A 17,411-nucleotide genomic window follows, 5' to 3' on the forward strand; every position below is an offset into this window, starting at 1 on the left:
AACTGACGGCAACTATGGGATAATGAGAAAAAAAGAGGAGCGATGTGCATGCGCGTTTTGGTAGCAGAAGATGATCAGCGTCTTGCGAAGATGTTACGCCTCCATTTGGAGCGGGCAGGATATCAGGTAGATGTTGCACAGGATGGAGTGGAAGCGCTCCTCCAATGTCAGACGTATCGCTATGACTTACTCGTTCTCGATTGGATGATGCCTCGCAAGAGCGGAGTCGAAGTCGCCGCTACCTTACGGCAAGAACAGTTTGAAGGCGGCATCTTGATGCTGACTGCTCGCGATACGGAAATCGATCTCGTCCATGGTCTCGATAGTGGAGCGGATGACTATCTCGTTAAACCATTTCAATCGAATGAACTTTTGGCGCGACTTCGCGCACTCAGTCGCCGCCAGCAAAAGGCATTTGTTTCAACGGTCACTTTTCACGGGCTAGTTCTCGATCTGTCCTCGCAAACGATCTCCTACGAAGGACAGCCAATCGATTTAACGCGACGTGAATTCGAATTTCTTTCCTTACTGTTAAGACGACCTGAACAAGTGATGAGTCGTGAATTGATTATCGAAGTCGTGTGGGGGATCGGGGCTGATATTACGGATAACGCCCTTGATGCACTCGTTCGACTCGTTCGAAAAAAATTAGATGCGGTCGGGGCTCCTAATTTGATTCGGACAATTCGTGGGTTCGGTTATCGTTTAGGTAATCCGCATGCTTGAATCGATTCGAAAACGACTGACCTTATTATTCAGCGGCTCGTTCTTTCTTGTACTAGTCCTCATCCTGATCGGTGTGTATGTCACGAATGCTCAATTGCTGAATCGAATGGAATTGAATCAATTGAAAGGCGTATCTGATCGAGATATCTTCGAACGGATCGAGCACGGGGAAGATCAATTCATCCGAAATCCGATCTACTTCCAGTTACTCGACGATTCAGGAAACGAACGCTATGCAAGTCTGCCGCCAGACGTCGAGACGAAAACACTGCGCCGTTTTTTAAGTTCGAATGATACGACGAAACAAGTGGAGTGGGAGGATCGACACTTCTTACTGTATCAACGGAATACCGAAGAAGGACGACTACTACTGATGAAGGACATCTCTCCGACCGAAGATACCTTACAGCGATTGATTGCCGTTCTTGCGGGGATTGCGGTGCTCGCAACGATTGTCCTGACACTAGTCGGATACATCCTTGCTGGTCGAGCCGTCATTCCGGTGCAACAAGCATTCGATCGCCAACGTCGTTTTACGTCCGATGCTTCACATGAACTACGGACACCTCTAACAATCGTCTATAGCGGAATTGAATTGTTAGAAGCGGAATCACTTTCGAATGAAGGACGCACGATTCTAGAGGATATCAAAGCAGAAACGGCAGGCATGCAGTATTTAGTCTCTGATTTACTATTGCTTGCGCGAGAAGGACAACCTTCACCGAAACAGGAAGTTGACCTTAGTTCACTCGTCCAAAAGACTGTCGAACGTTTTCAGCACGCCTACTCAGATCGCGTCATCCACGCTTCGATAATGCCTGACTTACGCATGAAGGGGGATGCCCATCAATTGAATCGCTTATTGACGATCTTTCTTGAGAATGCTCATGTCTACAGCGATGACATCATTGATGTCTCCCTCGAAGAAACTACTACAGAACGCCAGTTGACGATACAGGACCGCGGAATCGGTATCGCTTCCGATCAACAAGCTAAAATATTCGAGCGTTTTTACCGGGGTGACCATTCACGTCACGGAACAGGAACCGGTCTTGGATTATCGATCGCCCAGTCGATCGTCGAGCAGCATGGCGGAACGATTTCCATTGATTCCACATTAGGTGAAGGTACACGGTTCATCATTCATTTCCCAACTCTTTAAAACGGTGTCAGTTAACTGTCAGATAAGCAGGGTAAAGTGAAATTATGCTTTACCATACTTATACAAGGAGGTTTTTGATATGTTGGGGAACGTACCGCTTCATCCACTTCTTGTTCATGCACCAATTGCACTTTTATTATTTGCGACGATCTTATTACTCATCAGTCTGAAATGGACGCAATTCAAATTGTTCGCTCTCTTCACGTTGGTCGTCGGTCTGATTTCTGGAGTCGCCGCCTATCTCTCAGGAGACGGAGCAGAAGAGTATGCGGAAACAAATTTAAGTAGCGTCACACATGCCGCCATTGAAAATCATGAGCATTTCGCATTATTTAGTCTGGTTGCCTTTGGTGTCTCACTGTTATTTCTTTTGTTGGGTTACCGCTCGAACAAAAAAATGTTTTTATTACTCAGTTTCGTCGTTGCCATCGTCGGCAGCGGACTACTTGCTTATACTGGTCATCTCGGTGGTCAAATGGTCTATGCCAAATAATACAAGAGCCGGTCTATTTTCTCTTTTTATCAGAGAAGTAGACCGGCTCTTGTATGTTGTTTCGATTTATTTACGATGTGCACGTCCCGGGCGACGGTTATTCGAACGACGCGTGTTTCCGCGTCCTTCTGTCGTCTTCCGTGATCCTTTACTTTGATCGTGCTGTGCGCGAATCGCCTCTTCAGACAATTCGACGACAATCGGCGTGACCGAGATGTTCAATTCCCGCTCCATATCACGGAACGTCCGACCATCTTTTGGCGTCACGATGGAAACGGCAATGCCGTCGTTCCCAGCACGTCCTGTCCGACCAATCCGGTGAACGTAGCTTTCCGCATCATCCGGTAAATCATAGTTAAAGACGTGTGTCACACCTGTCACATCAAGTCCACGCGAAGCGACATCTGTTGCGATCAGGAATTGTGTTTTTCCTTGATAGAACTTCGCCATCGCTTTTTCCCGTTTCCCTTGCGTTAGTCCACCGTGCAATTCATCCGTCGGATACCCTTGCATCTGCATTTCTTCGTTCAATTTACTAACGCGACGTTGTGTACGGCAGAAAATGATTGCTGCGTACGGACGCATCTCGTCAAGCATCGTCCGCAGTGTCGCTTGTTTGCGGCGATCCGTCGTCTCGACGACGAACTGCTCGATCGCTTCTACCGTAATACTTTCCGCTTCTACTTGAACTTCGACCGGGTTACGTAAATACGTTTTCGCCAGTTCCTCTACTTTCGGTGGCATCGTTGCAGATAACATGACGAATTGACGATCAACCGGTGCAGCCTCGATGATGTCCTCGATTTCTGGCAAGAAACCGATTTGCAGCATTTGGTCCGCCTCATCCAAAACAAGCGTCCGTAATTCACTTAAATCAAGTGTACCGCGACCGACGTGGTCAAGAATTCGTCCTGGTGTTCCGATGATGATTTGTGGCATCCGACCGAGACGTTGAATCTGTTTAAAGACGTCTTGTCCGCCGTATACAGCAAGCGCACGGTACTGTTCCGTATTCCGAATCAGTTTATGCGTCTCATCGGCAATTTGACGTGCAAGTTCGCGTGTCGGTGCGACGATCAATGCTTGAACGGTTTGTGATTCGACATCAATTTGCTCAAGGATTGGTAAGAGAAACGCTAACGTCTTTCCTGTTCCCGTTTGCGCCTGTCCAATCAAGTCGCGTCCGTCGAGTAATGACGGAATCGCTTGTTCTTGAATCGGTGTCGGCTCCTTGATGCCTTGTTTTTGTAATTTTTTTATCCACAGGTCGCTGATGTGTAATGTTTCAAATGTTGACATGATATATCCTCCTAAAAATTATCCACAGAAAAAAGCTGTGGATAACCTGCTTCGCATAGACAAAAACAGTTATCCACAGCCGTGCTCTATTCAGTATACACAATTTACGCGTTTGTTGCTTCCTGTTTTAGCTTCCAGTCGAGTACGAATGTACCAAACGGGATGAATGATGCGATGAACGCAATCCCCGCTTTGACGATCGACCAATCGTATTTGAATTTCACGACCGCGAGCCAGAGTGCATACATGACGAACAAGACACCGTGAAGTGCACCCACGACCGAAACAGCTTGCGGAATATCCGCCATATACTTCAACGGCATTGCAATCAACAGTAAGACTAAAAACGAGATTCCTTCTAGTATCGCAATCATCCGGAATTGCCCAAGCGTAGTTCTTAACATCCCGTCACTCCTTTTTCTTGATTCCTGTTCTTAGTATACGGGATGGACGATCCTTCTGTGACCTGTGTCACAGGATTGTCAGATTTCGAGTGGACGTAACCGCGCTTCGATGGCAGCTCGCTTTGGTTCAAGAAACGGTGGTAACGCAAGCGTCTCCCCTAACGTTTCAACGGACTCATCCGTCGCGAACCCCGGTGTATCCGTCGAGAGTTCGAATAAGATATGGTTCGGTTCCCGGAAGTAAAGAGCTTGGAAATAGTGACGATCGACTTTACCGGAGTTCGGTAAGTGATAGGCATTCAAGCGTTCGACCCACTTTTCATATTCATCACTGTTCGGCACTCGGAATGCGACGTGATGCACGCCACCACGACCAAGACGTTCTCGATCGAGATCTGGCCGTGCCTCGACATGAACCTCTGCTCCGATACCACCTTCTCCCGTTGCATAGACTTCAATCGGTGCAAAGTCACCTGCTAAAGATGGATAAGAACCTACTTTTCGGAATCCCATGACTTCCGTCAGTACACGAATCGTCAATGTCGGATCGTTGACCGTCAATGTGACGGCTCCCAGTCCAACGATGGCATAATCCGATGGAATCTCTTTTTGCGGCCACGGTACACCACCTGCGACACCTACCTCACCATCTTCCGCAACAAGAATCAAACGTGTTCCTTCCTGATCGCGAAAGGCGAGTGTTCGACGCCCTGCTCGTTCGACGATTTCATCGTGATCCACATTTTTCGCTTCAAAACGTTGTTTCCAAAAATGAAGTGCAGCCGTTGTTCTGACACGAAGCGATGTCGAAGAGATACTCGATGCCCCCGGTACGCCCGTTCCAAGATGCGGAATATCAAAAAACGTCAAGTCTGTTCCTGGATTCCCTTCCGCATCTCCATAAAACAAATGATACGATGTCGTGTCATCTTGATTGACAGTCTTTTTGATCAGACGCATGCCAAGTATTTGTGTGTAGAATTGATAATTGCGTTCCGCCATGCCTGTTAAGATCGATACATGATGAATTCCGAGTAATTCCATTTTCCTCACTCCTTGTCAATGATTTGGTAATTGGAGTATATCTCATATTTATCTTGAATTCAAGATATTAGTCTAATAAAAAACCGCCCCTCCGAAAAGGGACGATTGAATAGTTGAAATTAAAGTTTTACGACGTTAGCAGCTTGTGCTCCACGTGCGCCTTCAGTGATTTCGAACTCAACTTCTTGACCTTCGTCAAGAGTTTTGAAGCCTTCACCAGTGATTGCTGAGAAATGTACGAATACGTCTTCTCCGCCTTCAACTTCGATGAAACCGAAACCTTTTTCTGCGTTAAACCATTTTACTTTACCTGTGTTCATGGGAACAACCTCCAAAAATAAATTACTTAATACATATGCTGGGCATATGAAAAGAATTCATTATTGTCCCGAAATACATGGAGCAACGAAAAGATTGTTCGTGACACGATGTGAATCCGTAATGACAATAACAATATTAAGCTAACGTAAGTATAGAATGGATGCGCTTTAAAAGTCAAGTTGTCAGACCAATGTTTTTTCCAATTGATTCCACTTCTTATACATAATCAAAATAAAAAACAGGTTCAGCCGAAACTGAACCTGTTCTTCTGTTTTTAACGGTGGATCCAGACTGCTCCAGCAGAGTTATCTTTCGCTTCACCGATGACTTGAATCTTCAGCCCGTTGTTCGGAAGCAATTTCCCTGCGTCCGGAATCAACTGGTTGATGTACGATTTCGAATCATCAAACTTCGTCACACCAGGGAGACCTTTGTAGTCATAGAGTCCACGTGATGGCGAATCGATGAGCCATGCAGGTGCTTTATCATAACTGAAAGCAGCATCTGCGATCTGGTAACGTGTGCTTCCTGTCGTGACCGGCTTACCGTTGAGTGTTCCAACGATTGCTTCAGGATGTGAGTCGACGACTCCGAGGAATCCTTCACCTGGGTGTACGCCAACCCAGTTATCGTTGAAGCTTGAATCGCCATACCAGACGACAAGACCTGTGTTGTACTTAACGCCTCGTGCATGCTCGAGTGCTTTATCCGAGCCTGCATAGTTACGCCATTCGAGGTAGTACGCGTTATCTGCATAAGAGAAACCGTCTGAAGCAACGAAACCATCTAGAGTGAACTTAGGAGTACCCTCTGCATCATCTTCAAAGACGACTTTACCGTCAACTGTCAACTTCGCGTTATCAAGTGCAAATCCGTCTAGTGCAAGTCCACCATCTGTCACGTATTCAAATTTCAACGTGACTTTTTTACCCGCAAATTCGCTCAGGTCATATGATTTATCGACCCATGCTCCTTTTGTTGATTCGGCACGCTGATCGCCATCTGTATCTTGATCACCAATTTTATCGATGACTTTCGATTGACCGTCAGCAGTAGCTGTGACTGTCAAGTAATCGTAATCAAATTCAACATCATAGTAAGCTTTGAAGTCGAACTTCGCTTCTTTTGCATTCGTCAAATCAAACTCTGGTGATGTCATCGACGTATGAAGATCGTCACCTTTCGTACTGTAGTAATACTTTTTACCGTAAGCCGGTGTGATGCCTTTTACCGGTTTTTTCGGTAAGTTGACTTTAATGATTCCTGGATTTTTTGATTTCGTAACACTTTGGTCGAGGTACGATGCCGTTCCTGCCTTAGTGAGTGAATCAAAATCAATCTGTTGGATGTTCGCCCAGTTTCCACCCATTACATTTTGGAAGAACTCTTTGTTTTGTGGCGAGAAACTTGTCGGCTCTGTTCCGGCGATGTTACCATTCCAGCTACCACCACTCATGATCGACCATGAAGCGACCGGTTCACCTTGACCTGTATACTGTGTATCGTACTCATCAGGAAGTCCTAGATCATGACCAAATTCGTGCGCGAAGACACCGACCGCGCCATCTTCTGGTTGAACTGTGTAATCATAAGCAGCCATTTTTCCGCCCCAGTAGTTGACGCTTGCTGTCGTATCCGCTACAGGATACACGCTACCAAGTGTCCAGCGGTGTGACCAGATCGCGTCGTCACCGAGCTTACCGCCGCCTGCTTCTTGTCCTGTACCAGCATGAATGATCATCAAGTGATCGACGAGACCATCTGGCTCATTCAAGTCGCCATCGCCGTCCATATCGTACTGGTCGAACTTATCGTAATCTGCTAAGTTGATGCCGGCTTTAACAGCTGCATTCAAGGAATCCTTGACGAGACCGCGTGGGCCTTTTGCGCCAGGAAGGTTATCATTCCCACTCACAGGACTGTCAGCACCATAATCTTTAGCTGTTCCTGGAACAGTCAACCAATTGGACACCGTACCATCTACCGAGTAACTACCACCTGATTGTTCTTCATAGAACTGTTTGAACGTTTTTACTTTGTCTCCGTTGAAGAGTTCGAACTCTTGATCACCAAACATTAAATCTTGATAATGTTTTTGGTTGAAGTCATCTGAATACATATATCCAGGCTCTTGAACGACATTGTTGTGCTTGAAGTCGCTGTACTCAACGAGAAGGACGAGGACTTTATCCGTCCGTGTTGCGCCGTTATAGGCTGCCTGTTTTGCTTTATCCACTTTGACGAAGCCATTCGGGTTGCCTTTTTTATAGTTGTCATGTTTTTTCTTCAATTGCTTAGCAAGTTGTTCCTTTTGCTTCGTTAGGAAGTCCTTTGTTTTTTTATCAAATGCAGCTTCTTTACTTGATTCGTGATCGTGATCATGGTCATGATCGACAGCCGGTTTTCCGTTCGCTTTTTTGTCCAAATACTTTTGAACCGCTTTTTGTTTTGCTTCTGCTGAAGCGGCTTTTGAGATGACCCCACGTTTTTCAAGCACTTTTGCTAATCGATCCTGATCGACCGTATTTAAATCCATCGGTGCACCAGGTGCTACTTTTTCTGCTGCTTGTACGGATGTTACCTGCCCACCAGGTAAGACCGGACCAACAGCAAATGCAGCTGCCGTAATTCCAGATAGAACGGCTAGGCTAAGCTGTTTCTTTTTTCCCACGTGAATTGACCCCCTATGTAGTAGTGAAAAGCATGTGATTACTATACTTTTCTGAATATTCAAATCATAGATTATTTTATTTCGTTAATCAATTGCTTTTAAGACAATTAGTGCTTTCTAACCATACCTATTTTTGAGTAGTAGTTTTAAATGATTTTCAAAGGATTCTTTCACCTCTTTTTCAAAAAAATACGCTTCTCTCATTTTAGAAAACGGTACGCTGAAGGCACTCTGATTACCATAAGGAGGATCCAATGAGCGCTTTACAACATTTTGAACGTCATTTACTTAGAAATTACCTGATTGGTTCATTCGTTGCTGTCTTCGGCGTCGGTTGCCTATTTATTTTTGAGACGCTTACCTTCACCGGAATAGAACAATTGATTTTAATCGGCATCATGGCTGCGTCCGTCAGCCTGATGTTTTCACTGGAATACATGCTCTACTCCCGACATGTCGCTTCCTTACGTCGCTTTTTCGAAAACGATATTCCTTCTCTCGTCTCGTTTCAAAAGGCCTATCAAACGACACATCGTTTTCCGGTACTGACTGTCCAGCGCATCATGGGACCACACTTTTTAGGTCTTTCCGTTCCCGCTTCACTTCTGACAGCCCTGGCGATCTCTCAAGGGTGGTTACAGATGCCGTACTATTTAATTGGTCTTGCTTGTTTTGGTGCGGTCCTCGTCGCCATCCTTCATGCTTTGATTGAGTTTTTTCTCACTTATCGTGTTACCGAACGCATGCTACTCACTTTAGAAAACTATGCGTTTGAACATGGATTTGATTTTCCTAAAAAAACGACGGTCGTCACACTAAAGCAAAAAATGCTGATCAGTACACTGATCATCGGTGTTTTTCCCGTCATGCTGTTCGTTCTCGCCTCAGCTGTCCAGTTAACGGAAAATGAAAGCCTTCGCTCTTACTGGAGTTGGGCGACACTCATTTTAATCGTCATCTTATCCGTTGCGACGTTTTGTAGTCTTCTTCTCTATGAAAACATCCGTAAACCAATCGCTACCCTGCAACAAGGGATTCAAGATGTCGAAAGCAATCGACTCGTCTCGTTACCGAATCCGTATTCAGACGAGTTCTCCCACCTCGTTTCTGGTTTCAACTTGATGATGGAAGGTATCAAAAAGCGTGATGCGGAAAACGAACAGTTACTTGATAGTTTGTTTACCTTGTTCGCTGCGACACTAGATGCCCGCGATCCTTACACGGCAGGCCACTCGCTACGTGTCGCTGCTTATTCAGTTGAAATCGCCACGGCTGCCAACCTGCCATACGAACAAATCGAGTTATTGCGCAAGTCAGCTTTGCTGCACGATATCGGAAAAATCGGTATTCGTGACGATGTGTTATTAAAAGAAGGTCGCTTGACTGACGAAGAATTCCAAATCATTCAGCAACATCCTGTCATCGGTGTGCACATTCTATCGCAAGTTCAGCTTCCAAAGACGTTACAACCGATTCTTCCTGGGGTAAAGTACCATCACGAACGCTATGACGGAAAGGGGTATCCGGAAGGTCTCGCAGGAGAGGACATTCCACTCTTTGGTCGGATCATGGCGATTGCTGATGCCTATGATGCGATGACATCCGATCGTCCTTATCGAAAAGGAATGCCAGTGGAAAAAGCTTTATCCATCTTGGAAGAGGGCATGGGTACACAGTGGGACGCCACCTTTACGCGTCTTTTTCTAGACTTGAAACGTTCGCCGATCGAAGACGTGTCATAAGTACGGAAAGGAGTTTCTCATGCATCCTAAAATCGTGGAACGTCATGAATTTTATTTTGTCGGTCTTGGACTGACATGTGAAGAAAACGAACTGCATACGTTGATGCCGGAACTCTGGCGTGAATTTTCAAGACGTTCACATGAGATTCCCGCAAAACCAGATAGCTATCCGCTCGATATCTCACTCGAACGAAACGGAACCAAATACTCGCAATGTGTCGGGTACCCCGTCTCATCACTCGACGGTATTCCAAAAGGAATGAAAGGTCACCGGATCCCTGCTGCGCGTTATGTCTTTTGGAAACATGAAGGACCCGATATCGAAATTTGGAAGTCATTCGAAAAGATTCAACGCTTTGCCTCAAAGCAAGGGATTGAACTTGATCCTCATGACTTTAAGATTGATGAGACACGAGATGATGTGCATCATCTCTATCAACGGATTCGATGAACCATTCTCTTGAATGGTTCTTTTTTTGCGTTGAAATATCTTTCACACTTAATAATTCAGTCCAGGTACTACGGACTATATTCAGAAAATTCGATTTAATTCGAATGACTTATTCTCGCTTTCCTCATTCTTTGGCATAGTTAGACTCAACCCAAACAAGGAGGCGATTTATTTTGAAAAAGTTTCTCGCTACATCGCTTGTCGCAAGTGTACTTGTCGTTCCTACGGTAGTAGGTGCAGAAGGTCTTCAGTCTGGTAAGCTCACGAAAGCTTCGTCAGAACCAGCTGCAACGATCGTTAAAGATTTCGTGAACAAAAAAGGTGACTTTGCTGTTCAGAACGTCGAAAAAGACGGATCTTCACAGATCGTACGTCTCCAACAAGAAGTGGATGGCGTCCCTGTCTTTGGTAGTGTCGTCGTCGGGAACGTCGCGAAAGACGGTACTTTGAAAGCAGTCGTAAACGATGCGATCAACGTCAAAGGAAAACCAGGTCTCGCGAAAAAAGCAACGCTCTCTGAAAAGAAAGCCATCAAACTTTATCAAAAAGCAATCAAGGCTTCTGAATTCGAAGTCGCTCCAAAAGCAGAACTCGTCATCTATCCAGTAAAAGATGATGCTGTCTATGCGTACAAAGTAACATCGACGGTCCTTGCTGGTAAAGAGCCATCACGCTGGACATACTTCATCGATGCAAACTCAGGTAAAGTACTTAACAAGTTTGACCAACTTGCACATGCGAAGCCGGTCAACACAGTTACGGGAACAAATGCGGTCGGTACAGGAACAACGGTTCTTGGCACAAGCGCATCATTCAATACAGTGAAGAGTGGCTCGTACTACTATCTCCAAGATTCTACACGTGGTAAAGGCATCTACACATATGACGCTAAGAACCGCACGTCACTCCCAGGAACACTCTGGGCTGACCTTGATAACGTCTTCAATGCGACATACGATCGCGCTGCTGTCAGCGCACACGTCAACGCTACAAAAACATATGATTTCTATAAAAACACTTTTGGTCGCAACAGCTATGACAATGCAGGTGCTGCCTTAAACTCAACGGTCCACTATTCAACGAGCTACAACAACGCATTCTGGGATGGCACGAAGATGGTCTACGGTGACGGAGATGGCACGACATTCGTCGCACTTTCAGGCGCACTCGACGTCGTTGCACACGAATTGACGCACGCTGTCACAGAATACACAGCTGGTCTCGTATACCAAAACGAATCTGGAGCAATCAACGAAGCGGTTTCAGATATCATGGGTACGGTTGCTGAATACTCAGTCGGATCGAACTTCGACTGGCTCGTAGGAGAAGACATCTACACACCTGGAGTCAGCGGTGACGCACTCCGTTCGATGTCGAACCCAGCTGCATACGGCGATCCTGATCACTACTCTAAACGTTACACAGGCACACAAGATAACGGTGGTGTCCACATCAACTCTGGTATCATCAACAAAGCCGCTTACCTCCTCGGTAACGGTGGAACATTCTACAACGTATCTGTCACAGGAATCGGCGTACCGAAACTCGGTGCGATCTACTACCGTGCCCTTAACGTGTACTTGACTCCGAACTCGAACTTCAGCTCACTCCGTGCAGCAGTCGTTCAATCGGCGAAAGACCTTTACGGTTCAACAAGTGCAGAAGCAACAGCTGCAGCGAAATCATTTGATGCAGTAGGCGTCTACTAAGAAAATCTCCTCCCAAAGGATTTTCATATTTCCTCCCGAGTGTCGGACTCGGGAGGTTTTTTGCGCAAAAAAAGACGAATTCGCTTGAAGCGAATCCGCCGTTTTCATTCATTCTTGTCCAGGATCACGCGCAAGACGTAAACGCATCTTTCCGTTATCCGGGAACACTTTTAGTTGTAAGGATTCTCCTTCGTACCACGTACCGTAGCTCGTATCGACGACGGGTTCACCCAGTGTCGATAATCCACCAGTCGAAGCATTCGTCCAGTCGATCGCTTCAATGATTCCATCCGAAACGACGAGCAGATATCCAGCATTCGAGAAGTAATACGTATTGACAGCATCCTGTTGTGTATTACCGACAGCACCATACTTCGCTTCGAATTCAGCGATCGGTTTTCCGAGATATTGCTCCGGCTTGTCGATCGGTTGGTTGGCGACTGCTTGCGAGAGCGCCGCAAGAACGGCTTCGTCTGACGTCCCTTTTGGTGCTTCCAAACGAACATCACTTTCCGGTAAGTATCCTTCGATGCTGTCATTAAGTTTGAGATGGACCATACCGTCCTTCGCATCCAGTACCTCATAGACATCACCTAAATCTGCTTTGTAGATGACACTACTACGACTCGCATCGCCGTAGACGTTCGCAAACGGACGCGTTACCCAAGCCGCTTGCGCATACTCTGCTGCTTTTTTCTTTGATTTCTTCTTTTCTTTTTTCGCTTCTTTTTTATCATCCGTTGTTGCTGTTTCTTTTTTCGACTCATCATTTTTCGTTGCTTGATCCGTCGTTTTCGGCTTCTCGAGTGTTGATGTTGCTTGAGAAGCATCGTTATTCGTCAACATATACAACCAACCACCGACGATGAATAATGTCGCGAGAATACCACCAAAGGCAATCCCTCGACGATTTCGTTTTTGTTTCCGTCTTTCTTGTCGAGACTGTCGTTCTTGTTCTTGTTGGTGTTCACTCATGTATGGTTCCTCCTGAAAAAGTCGACACAGTTTTTCCCCACTATACCACCAATGTTTACTCGAAAGATTTAAATTTCGATGACAGTTCGACCACGATGACGTGAAGTCAGCAAGGCTTCTGCGATTTCAGATAAATCGTTTAGTGTTTTGACATCGACTTCTGACGCAAGATCGACCTGCCAGTCACTCGCTAAACGTTGCCATAGCTCTTCGCGATAGGCAATTGGTGTTTGTACCGCATCGATTCCAATCAAGCGGACGCCACGTAGGATGAACGGATAGACTGTCAACGTCATTTCTGCCCCACCGACGTTCCCACACGTCGTGACGACACCACTATATTGTACGAAGCGAATGACGGACGCGAGCAATGGTCCTCCTACCGTATCTATGACACCAGCATATGTTCCTTTTTTTAATGGACGGTCCGTTTCGTCTAAGAACGTAGTGCGGTCTATCACCTCAGCCACACCCTTTTTTAGCAGCCGTTCTTGTTCTGCGCGTTTACCGGTCACGGCATGTACCGTATAGCCTAAGCGAATGAGTAAGGCGATCGCAATCGTACCAACACCACCCGTCGCTCCCGTCACAAGGATTGGTCCTGCATCCTTCGAGACGATTCGTGACAATTCATCAACCGATTGTGCTGCCGTCAATCCAGCCGTTCCGTATTGCATCGCTTCTAACGGACGGATTGTTTCCGGGAGTGGCGTTACCCAATCGGCCGGCACACGTATGTATTCTTGAAAACCTCCCGAGGTGTTCATTCCAAAATCAAAGCCATTAACGACGACCGCTTGACCCGTTTGAAAACGCTCATCTGTTGTCTGTTCGATGTATCCTGCTGCATCAACGCCTGGTGTATGCGGATAGGATTTCGTCACCCCTCGATTACCCGTCATCGATAAAGCATCCTTATAATTGACGCATGAGTGCGTGACACGAATCAGGACGTCTCCTTCCGGTAACTCATCGATGTGTTTCATCTCGATTTTCCCCTCATACGATCCGTCCACTTCGCGGACGACGAAGGCTGAAAAAGTGTGTTCCATGATCTCTCTCCTTTCGCTTGTGCTTCTCTATACCCTGTTGTTTCCATCGACACACTAAAAATCCCTGCCGTTTCTCAAAGAAACGGCAGGGATCGGGGACGGAAAAAGCATCAGGGTTCCATAGGTGGTCAAAGGTAACAGGTCAATCTGTCAATGGTTCGTGGTCATCGGTTTGCCGTCGCCATTTCTTCTCCACAGAGGAAAATTGAGGTCCGTCCCCTCCCCTTGACGCGGAGTCTCACCACGCCAAGGAGCTACATGTAACGTCCACCATCAAAATCGATCGTCGTCTGGTAGTTCGCGGCATTAATCGCATTTGATACTTTGTGCGCTTGTCGCTCCACTTCCTCCGCCTTTAGGCGATAAGTATCGGGATCGAATAAGGCATGGCGAATGACCGTCGTCCCTTCGAATCCATATTGGAACTCGCGTTTCGGTCGACTTGCAAGCATCTGGTAATTTTGTGCTTTCGCTCGTAATTGGGTAGCCCATTCGATTGCTTCGACGAGCGGCATTTCTCCTTCATCTGTCACGATCACAGTGTTTAGATTCGCTGAATAGACGAGACGATCCAAGACTCGCATATCGTGACGCACGATGTCCATCGCGGCTTCGACGTCGATTAAAGTCCGTCCTTGTTGCGCGGGGAGTGCTTCTCCCTTTTCTAAATCAATGAACGCGACGCGATCCATTTCTTCGATTAGCTGATCGAGTTGCTTCCTCAAAATACTCTTTAGTTTCACGGCATCTGCTAGGTACATCATCATCTCCCCTTTCCTGTTCCATTTACGTCATTCCTTTCAAAAGGTTTCAATCAAACTGATGGACAAAGGCACCAAATTCTCCCTGAATCGTTTGCTTGTCCATCTCCGATATCGTAGCAGTTCGTTCTGTGTAGCGTTCTAAGAGGTAGGCTTTTATTAGGATATGTGACGGTTTGAATCCGATCCGCAGGCACCATTCCTGAAGTGTTTCTGTATCATGTCGTCGTGAGCGGGCCGGGAGTATGTGATTGAACTGAATGAGTTGTTTGCGAATCCAGGCATCTGGTAGCTCGACTGGATTCTCAGTTAAACCAAAGTCGTTGGATAAGGGCTGTAACGGGATGTCGGCTCTTATCGATTCCTCGTCCTGCTTCTTGGTCTTTCGACGTTTTCGCCAAACGATATAACCTATTATGACTAGAGGTAAAACAAGCAGGCTCATCAGTAACATCGATGAGGACGATCCTCCTTTTTCGTTCGTACCTCGCTTAGCATTTTCAACCCCTACAACGATGAGCTTATTCTTTTTCTTTTTCGGTTTGAGGTCTTTCTGTTTCTTTGGCTTTTCCTTCGTATCCCAAACACGTAGATCTTCATCGTTCTTCATTTGCTTTTTAGGCAACCACGAAAGAAACGGAATATTTAACAGCTTGCCGTTTTTGTTGCAGTTCGGTTTACACGATCCATTCGTTTCGACCACAGACGTCTGAACCGCTTTTGGCTTCAGTGCTTGAACAGCCGCTTCTGTCAGTGGCTTACCAATCCCTAAGATTAGCAAAATCAGTCCGATACCCGTTATGAGTCGTTTGCGAAGTGACATCAGAAGACCCCCTTTTAACATCCATTATAATCCATTTAAGAATTTTCCGTGTATTTTTATGGATGTCTCGAAACGAGGAATGATTGTGTAAGGAGAGGGGAAAAGGTAGACAGACCTATTCAGAGAGGGGAACCATTTCATGTTAAAACTCGATCACACGCATGATCCGTATCAAAATGCGGCGTTGATTCAGGAATACGTTGAAACGTCAACCAATGAACAAGCTGTTCGGCAAGCAGAACAACTGCTACATGATAGTGCATTCGTCGCACCACGACGTGATCCTAATCTTAGTCGGACACTTCGTTCGATGATCTCACCGTTATTTTTGACGAACCGTGATAAACATATTCTACCGCTGACACCGGCTTTCGTAACGCCACGCGATGAGATTCGACCAAGTTGGTTCGGCCGGCTCAATCATGAGTTCGAACGTTTGATCAGCGATGTCGAAACCGTCGATGTCACTGACTTTGGAGCAGTCGGTGATGGACAAACGGATGATACACAAGCATTCATCGACGCACTCGGTGATGGACATCGACAAGTCCATATCCCAGCTGGTACGTACATCGTTCGGGGAATTCGTTTGCCTAGTTATACGATCTTAACAGGAGCCGGCAAAGGGAAAACGATTTTAAAGATGCACGATGACGCACCAAAAGGCCGTCGTCTCGTGACGAACCAAAATTATCTTCTCGGCAATCATCACCTACTCGTCGAGAAAATGACACTTGACTGGAACATTAAGCGCATCGGTGACGCGAAAAAAAGTAGCACATGGGGCAATCACTCCAGTTGTCTTACGTATGCGCATGTCACCTATGGCTGGGTCTTTGATGTCGAGGCCGTCAACCCGGGACTTCACTGTTTTGATATCTCGACACCGTATTACAATTACAATGGAGACGGAGCTCGAGCAAATTTAAGTAGTTCATTCATCTGGTTCGATGGATTGACCGGTTCTGGATTCGGAGATGACGGGATTACGACGCATCATAGTGATCACCTCTTCATCTCGAACTGTTTCATGCATGATCCAAGTGGACGTGCCCATGCAGAAGGCTTCTCCAATTCAAATGGAATCGAGATCGATGATGGATCACGCGACGTCTGGTTGTTCAACAACGCAACAAGTCGTTGTTTCGGTGGACTTGAGATTAAGGCACATGCGACCTCTTCTGCTGCCTCGACCGTCAAAATCGTCGGACACCTATCGATTGATGATCATCGCGCCTTTAACTTCCGACACATCGGACATCATCAAGCAACTGATCCGACGTCTCAGACGGCTTATAATATCATCGCAACGCGTTTGATCGCTCAGACACCTCAATATACGGAGCTATATGCGAATTCAAAACCGCGCGCACTCGTCGTTTCTGCTTATCGTAATGTCGTCATTCATGATTTCACGGTGCTCGGTGATCCGTATTATGACTATCAAGAACAACCGATGATTGGGATTCAATATAAGGCACGGAACGTCACGATCAGTCAGTTGAAGATGAGCGGATTCCGTCACGCGAAAACAGACATCCAAATCTTTGGTGGAGAAAACGGGGCTGAAGACGTGCGCCTTCGTGATATCCGCATTGAAGATTCCGCCAAACATGGGATTACGATCGGTCCAGACATCACTCACGTCAAGCTGACGAACGTAGCACTAAAAGGAGACGGAACAGTCGGTTTGAACGCTAAATCGGAACCGGAAATGGAACGATTCATCGCGACCGGATTCAAAGTACCGATTCGCGCCCAGTCGACACAAGTATGAA

The 17,411-nt window shown here is 46.3% G+C and carries 16 protein-coding genes; 7 read left to right on the top strand and 9 right to left on the bottom strand.

The window, feature by feature from the left end:
- The first annotated feature begins 48 nt into the window (after positions 1-48).
- The 3 genes from ACZGCQ_RS14205 to ACZGCQ_RS14215 all read left to right on the top strand — a co-directional run bounded on the left by ACZGCQ_RS14205 (position 49) and on the right by ACZGCQ_RS14215 (position 2,381).
- The gene (locus tag ACZGCQ_RS14205) at positions 49-726 is read left to right on the top strand and encodes a response regulator transcription factor (protein ID WP_481266650.1); all 678 of its coding nucleotides are present in this window, start codon (positions 49-51) and stop codon (positions 724-726) included.
- The gene (locus tag ACZGCQ_RS14210) at positions 719-1,888 is read left to right on the top strand and encodes a sensor histidine kinase (RefSeq protein WP_481266651.1); all 1,170 of its coding nucleotides are present in this window, start codon (positions 719-721) and stop codon (positions 1,886-1,888) included. The genes ACZGCQ_RS14205 and ACZGCQ_RS14210 overlap by 8 nt, the downstream gene beginning before the upstream one ends.
- 79 nt (positions 1,889-1,967) lie before the next feature.
- Positions 1,968-2,381 carry a DUF2231 domain-containing protein gene (locus ACZGCQ_RS14215; protein WP_481266652.1) on the top strand — a complete coding sequence of 138 codons (414 nt, stop codon included), beginning with the start codon at positions 1,968-1,970 and terminating at the stop codon, positions 2,379-2,381.
- Positions 2,382-2,447: 66 nt separating this feature from the next.
- Here ACZGCQ_RS14215 and ACZGCQ_RS14220 read toward each other — a convergent pair whose 3' ends face one another.
- The 5 genes from ACZGCQ_RS14220 to ACZGCQ_RS14240 form a co-directional block, all read right to left on the bottom strand.
- Positions 2,448-3,680, bottom strand: a complete 1,233-nt coding sequence (locus ACZGCQ_RS14220; RefSeq protein ID WP_023469749.1) for a DEAD/DEAH box helicase — start codon at positions 3,678-3,680, stop codon at positions 2,448-2,450.
- A gap of 104 nt (positions 3,681-3,784) precedes the next feature.
- Positions 3,785-4,084 carry a DUF3817 domain-containing protein gene (locus ACZGCQ_RS14225; RefSeq protein ID WP_023469750.1) on the bottom strand — a complete coding sequence of 100 codons (300 nt, stop codon included), beginning with the start codon at positions 4,082-4,084 and terminating at the stop codon, positions 3,785-3,787.
- 78 nt (positions 4,085-4,162) lie between these two features.
- A complete protein-coding gene (locus ACZGCQ_RS14230; protein ID WP_481266653.1) occupies positions 4,163-5,128 on the bottom strand; it encodes a ring-cleaving dioxygenase in 966 nt (321 codons plus the stop codon).
- A 119-nt stretch (positions 5,129-5,247) separates the two neighbouring features.
- Positions 5,248-5,448 carry a cold-shock protein gene (locus ACZGCQ_RS14235; protein ID WP_023469752.1) on the bottom strand — a complete coding sequence of 67 codons (201 nt, stop codon included), beginning with the start codon at positions 5,446-5,448 and terminating at the stop codon, positions 5,248-5,250.
- A 275-nt stretch (positions 5,449-5,723) separates the two neighbouring features.
- Positions 5,724-8,120 (bottom strand): immune inhibitor A domain-containing protein, encoded by a 2,397-nt coding sequence (locus tag ACZGCQ_RS14240; protein ID WP_481266654.1) that lies wholly within the window; start codon positions 8,118-8,120, stop codon positions 5,724-5,726.
- 254 nt (positions 8,121-8,374) lie between these two features.
- Here ACZGCQ_RS14240 and ACZGCQ_RS14245 point away from each other — a divergent pair, with 254 nt between their 5' ends.
- The 3 genes from ACZGCQ_RS14245 (at position 8,375) to ACZGCQ_RS14255 (ending at position 12,022) form a co-directional block, all read left to right on the top strand.
- A complete protein-coding gene (locus ACZGCQ_RS14245) occupies positions 8,375-9,862 on the top strand; it encodes an HD domain-containing phosphohydrolase (RefSeq protein WP_481266655.1) in 1,488 nt (495 codons plus the stop codon).
- 19 nt (positions 9,863-9,881) lie between these two features.
- Positions 9,882-10,313 (top strand): GyrI-like domain-containing protein, encoded by a 432-nt coding sequence (locus tag ACZGCQ_RS14250; RefSeq protein WP_023469755.1) that lies wholly within the window; start codon positions 9,882-9,884, stop codon positions 10,311-10,313.
- Between the two features lie 173 nt (positions 10,314-10,486).
- Positions 10,487-12,022: a M4 family metallopeptidase gene (locus ACZGCQ_RS14255; RefSeq protein ID WP_481266656.1), complete on the top strand. Its 1,536-nt coding sequence runs from the start codon at positions 10,487-10,489 to the stop codon at positions 12,020-12,022.
- Positions 12,023-12,130: 108 nt separating this feature from the next.
- Here ACZGCQ_RS14255 and ACZGCQ_RS14260 read toward each other — a convergent pair whose 3' ends face one another.
- The 4 genes from ACZGCQ_RS14260 to ACZGCQ_RS14275 form a co-directional block, all read right to left on the bottom strand.
- Positions 12,131-12,997, bottom strand: a complete 867-nt coding sequence (locus tag ACZGCQ_RS14260; protein ID WP_029342943.1) for a hypothetical protein — start codon at positions 12,995-12,997, stop codon at positions 12,131-12,133.
- Positions 12,998-13,065: 68 nt separating this feature from the next.
- A complete protein-coding gene (locus ACZGCQ_RS14265) occupies positions 13,066-14,049 on the bottom strand; it encodes a YhdH/YhfP family quinone oxidoreductase (protein ID WP_481266657.1) in 984 nt (327 codons plus the stop codon).
- Positions 14,050-14,303: 254 nt separating this feature from the next.
- A complete protein-coding gene (locus ACZGCQ_RS14270; RefSeq protein WP_029342945.1) occupies positions 14,304-14,810 on the bottom strand; it encodes a hypothetical protein in 507 nt (168 codons plus the stop codon).
- 49 nt (positions 14,811-14,859) lie between these two features.
- Positions 14,860-15,633, bottom strand: a complete 774-nt coding sequence (locus ACZGCQ_RS14275) for a hypothetical protein (RefSeq protein WP_481266658.1) — start codon at positions 15,631-15,633, stop codon at positions 14,860-14,862.
- Between the two features lie 139 nt (positions 15,634-15,772).
- Here ACZGCQ_RS14275 and ACZGCQ_RS14280 point away from each other — a divergent pair, with 139 nt between their 5' ends.
- Positions 15,773-17,410 carry a glycosyl hydrolase family 28-related protein gene (locus tag ACZGCQ_RS14280; RefSeq protein WP_481266659.1) on the top strand — a complete coding sequence of 546 codons (1,638 nt, stop codon included), beginning with the start codon at positions 15,773-15,775 and terminating at the stop codon, positions 17,408-17,410.
- Position 17,411: the final 1 nt, after the last annotated feature.

Source organism: Exiguobacterium sp. HSB13, assembly GCF_056764755.1.

What these genes read in the sequence shown, in the direction of transcription:
- ACZGCQ_RS14205 (WP_481266650.1), top strand. Translation starts at nt 49, where the DNA reads ATGCGCGTTTTGGTAGCAGAAGATGATCAGCGTCTTGCGAAGATGTTA.
- ACZGCQ_RS14210 (WP_481266651.1), top strand. Translation starts at nt 719, where the DNA reads ATGCTTGAATCGATTCGAAAACGACTGACCTTATTATTCAGCGGCTCG.
- ACZGCQ_RS14215 (WP_481266652.1), top strand. Translation starts at nt 1,968, where the DNA reads ATGTTGGGGAACGTACCGCTTCATCCACTTCTTGTTCATGCACCAATT.
- ACZGCQ_RS14220 (WP_023469749.1), bottom strand. Translation starts at nt 3,680, where the DNA reads ATGTCAACATTTGAAACATTACACATCAGCGACCTGTGGATAAAAAAA.
- ACZGCQ_RS14225 (WP_023469750.1), bottom strand. Translation starts at nt 4,084, where the DNA reads ATGTTAAGAACTACGCTTGGGCAATTCCGGATGATTGCGATACTAGAA.
- ACZGCQ_RS14230 (WP_481266653.1), bottom strand. Translation starts at nt 5,128, where the DNA reads ATGGAATTACTCGGAATTCATCATGTATCGATCTTAACAGGCATGGCG.
- ACZGCQ_RS14235 (WP_023469752.1), bottom strand. Translation starts at nt 5,448, where the DNA reads ATGAACACAGGTAAAGTAAAATGGTTTAACGCAGAAAAAGGTTTCGGT.
- ACZGCQ_RS14245 (WP_481266655.1), top strand. Translation starts at nt 8,375, where the DNA reads ATGAGCGCTTTACAACATTTTGAACGTCATTTACTTAGAAATTACCTG.
- ACZGCQ_RS14250 (WP_023469755.1), top strand. Translation starts at nt 9,882, where the DNA reads ATGCATCCTAAAATCGTGGAACGTCATGAATTTTATTTTGTCGGTCTT.
- ACZGCQ_RS14260 (WP_029342943.1), bottom strand. Translation starts at nt 12,997, where the DNA reads ATGAGTGAACACCAACAAGAACAAGAACGACAGTCTCGACAAGAAAGA.
- ACZGCQ_RS14265 (WP_481266657.1), bottom strand. Translation starts at nt 14,049, where the DNA reads ATGGAACACACTTTTTCAGCCTTCGTCGTCCGCGAAGTGGACGGATCG.
- ACZGCQ_RS14270 (WP_029342945.1), bottom strand. Translation starts at nt 14,810, where the DNA reads ATGTACCTAGCAGATGCCGTGAAACTAAAGAGTATTTTGAGGAAGCAA.
- ACZGCQ_RS14275 (WP_481266658.1), bottom strand. Translation starts at nt 15,633, where the DNA reads ATGTCACTTCGCAAACGACTCATAACGGGTATCGGACTGATTTTGCTA.
- ACZGCQ_RS14280 (WP_481266659.1), top strand. Translation starts at nt 15,773, where the DNA reads ATGTTAAAACTCGATCACACGCATGATCCGTATCAAAATGCGGCGTTG.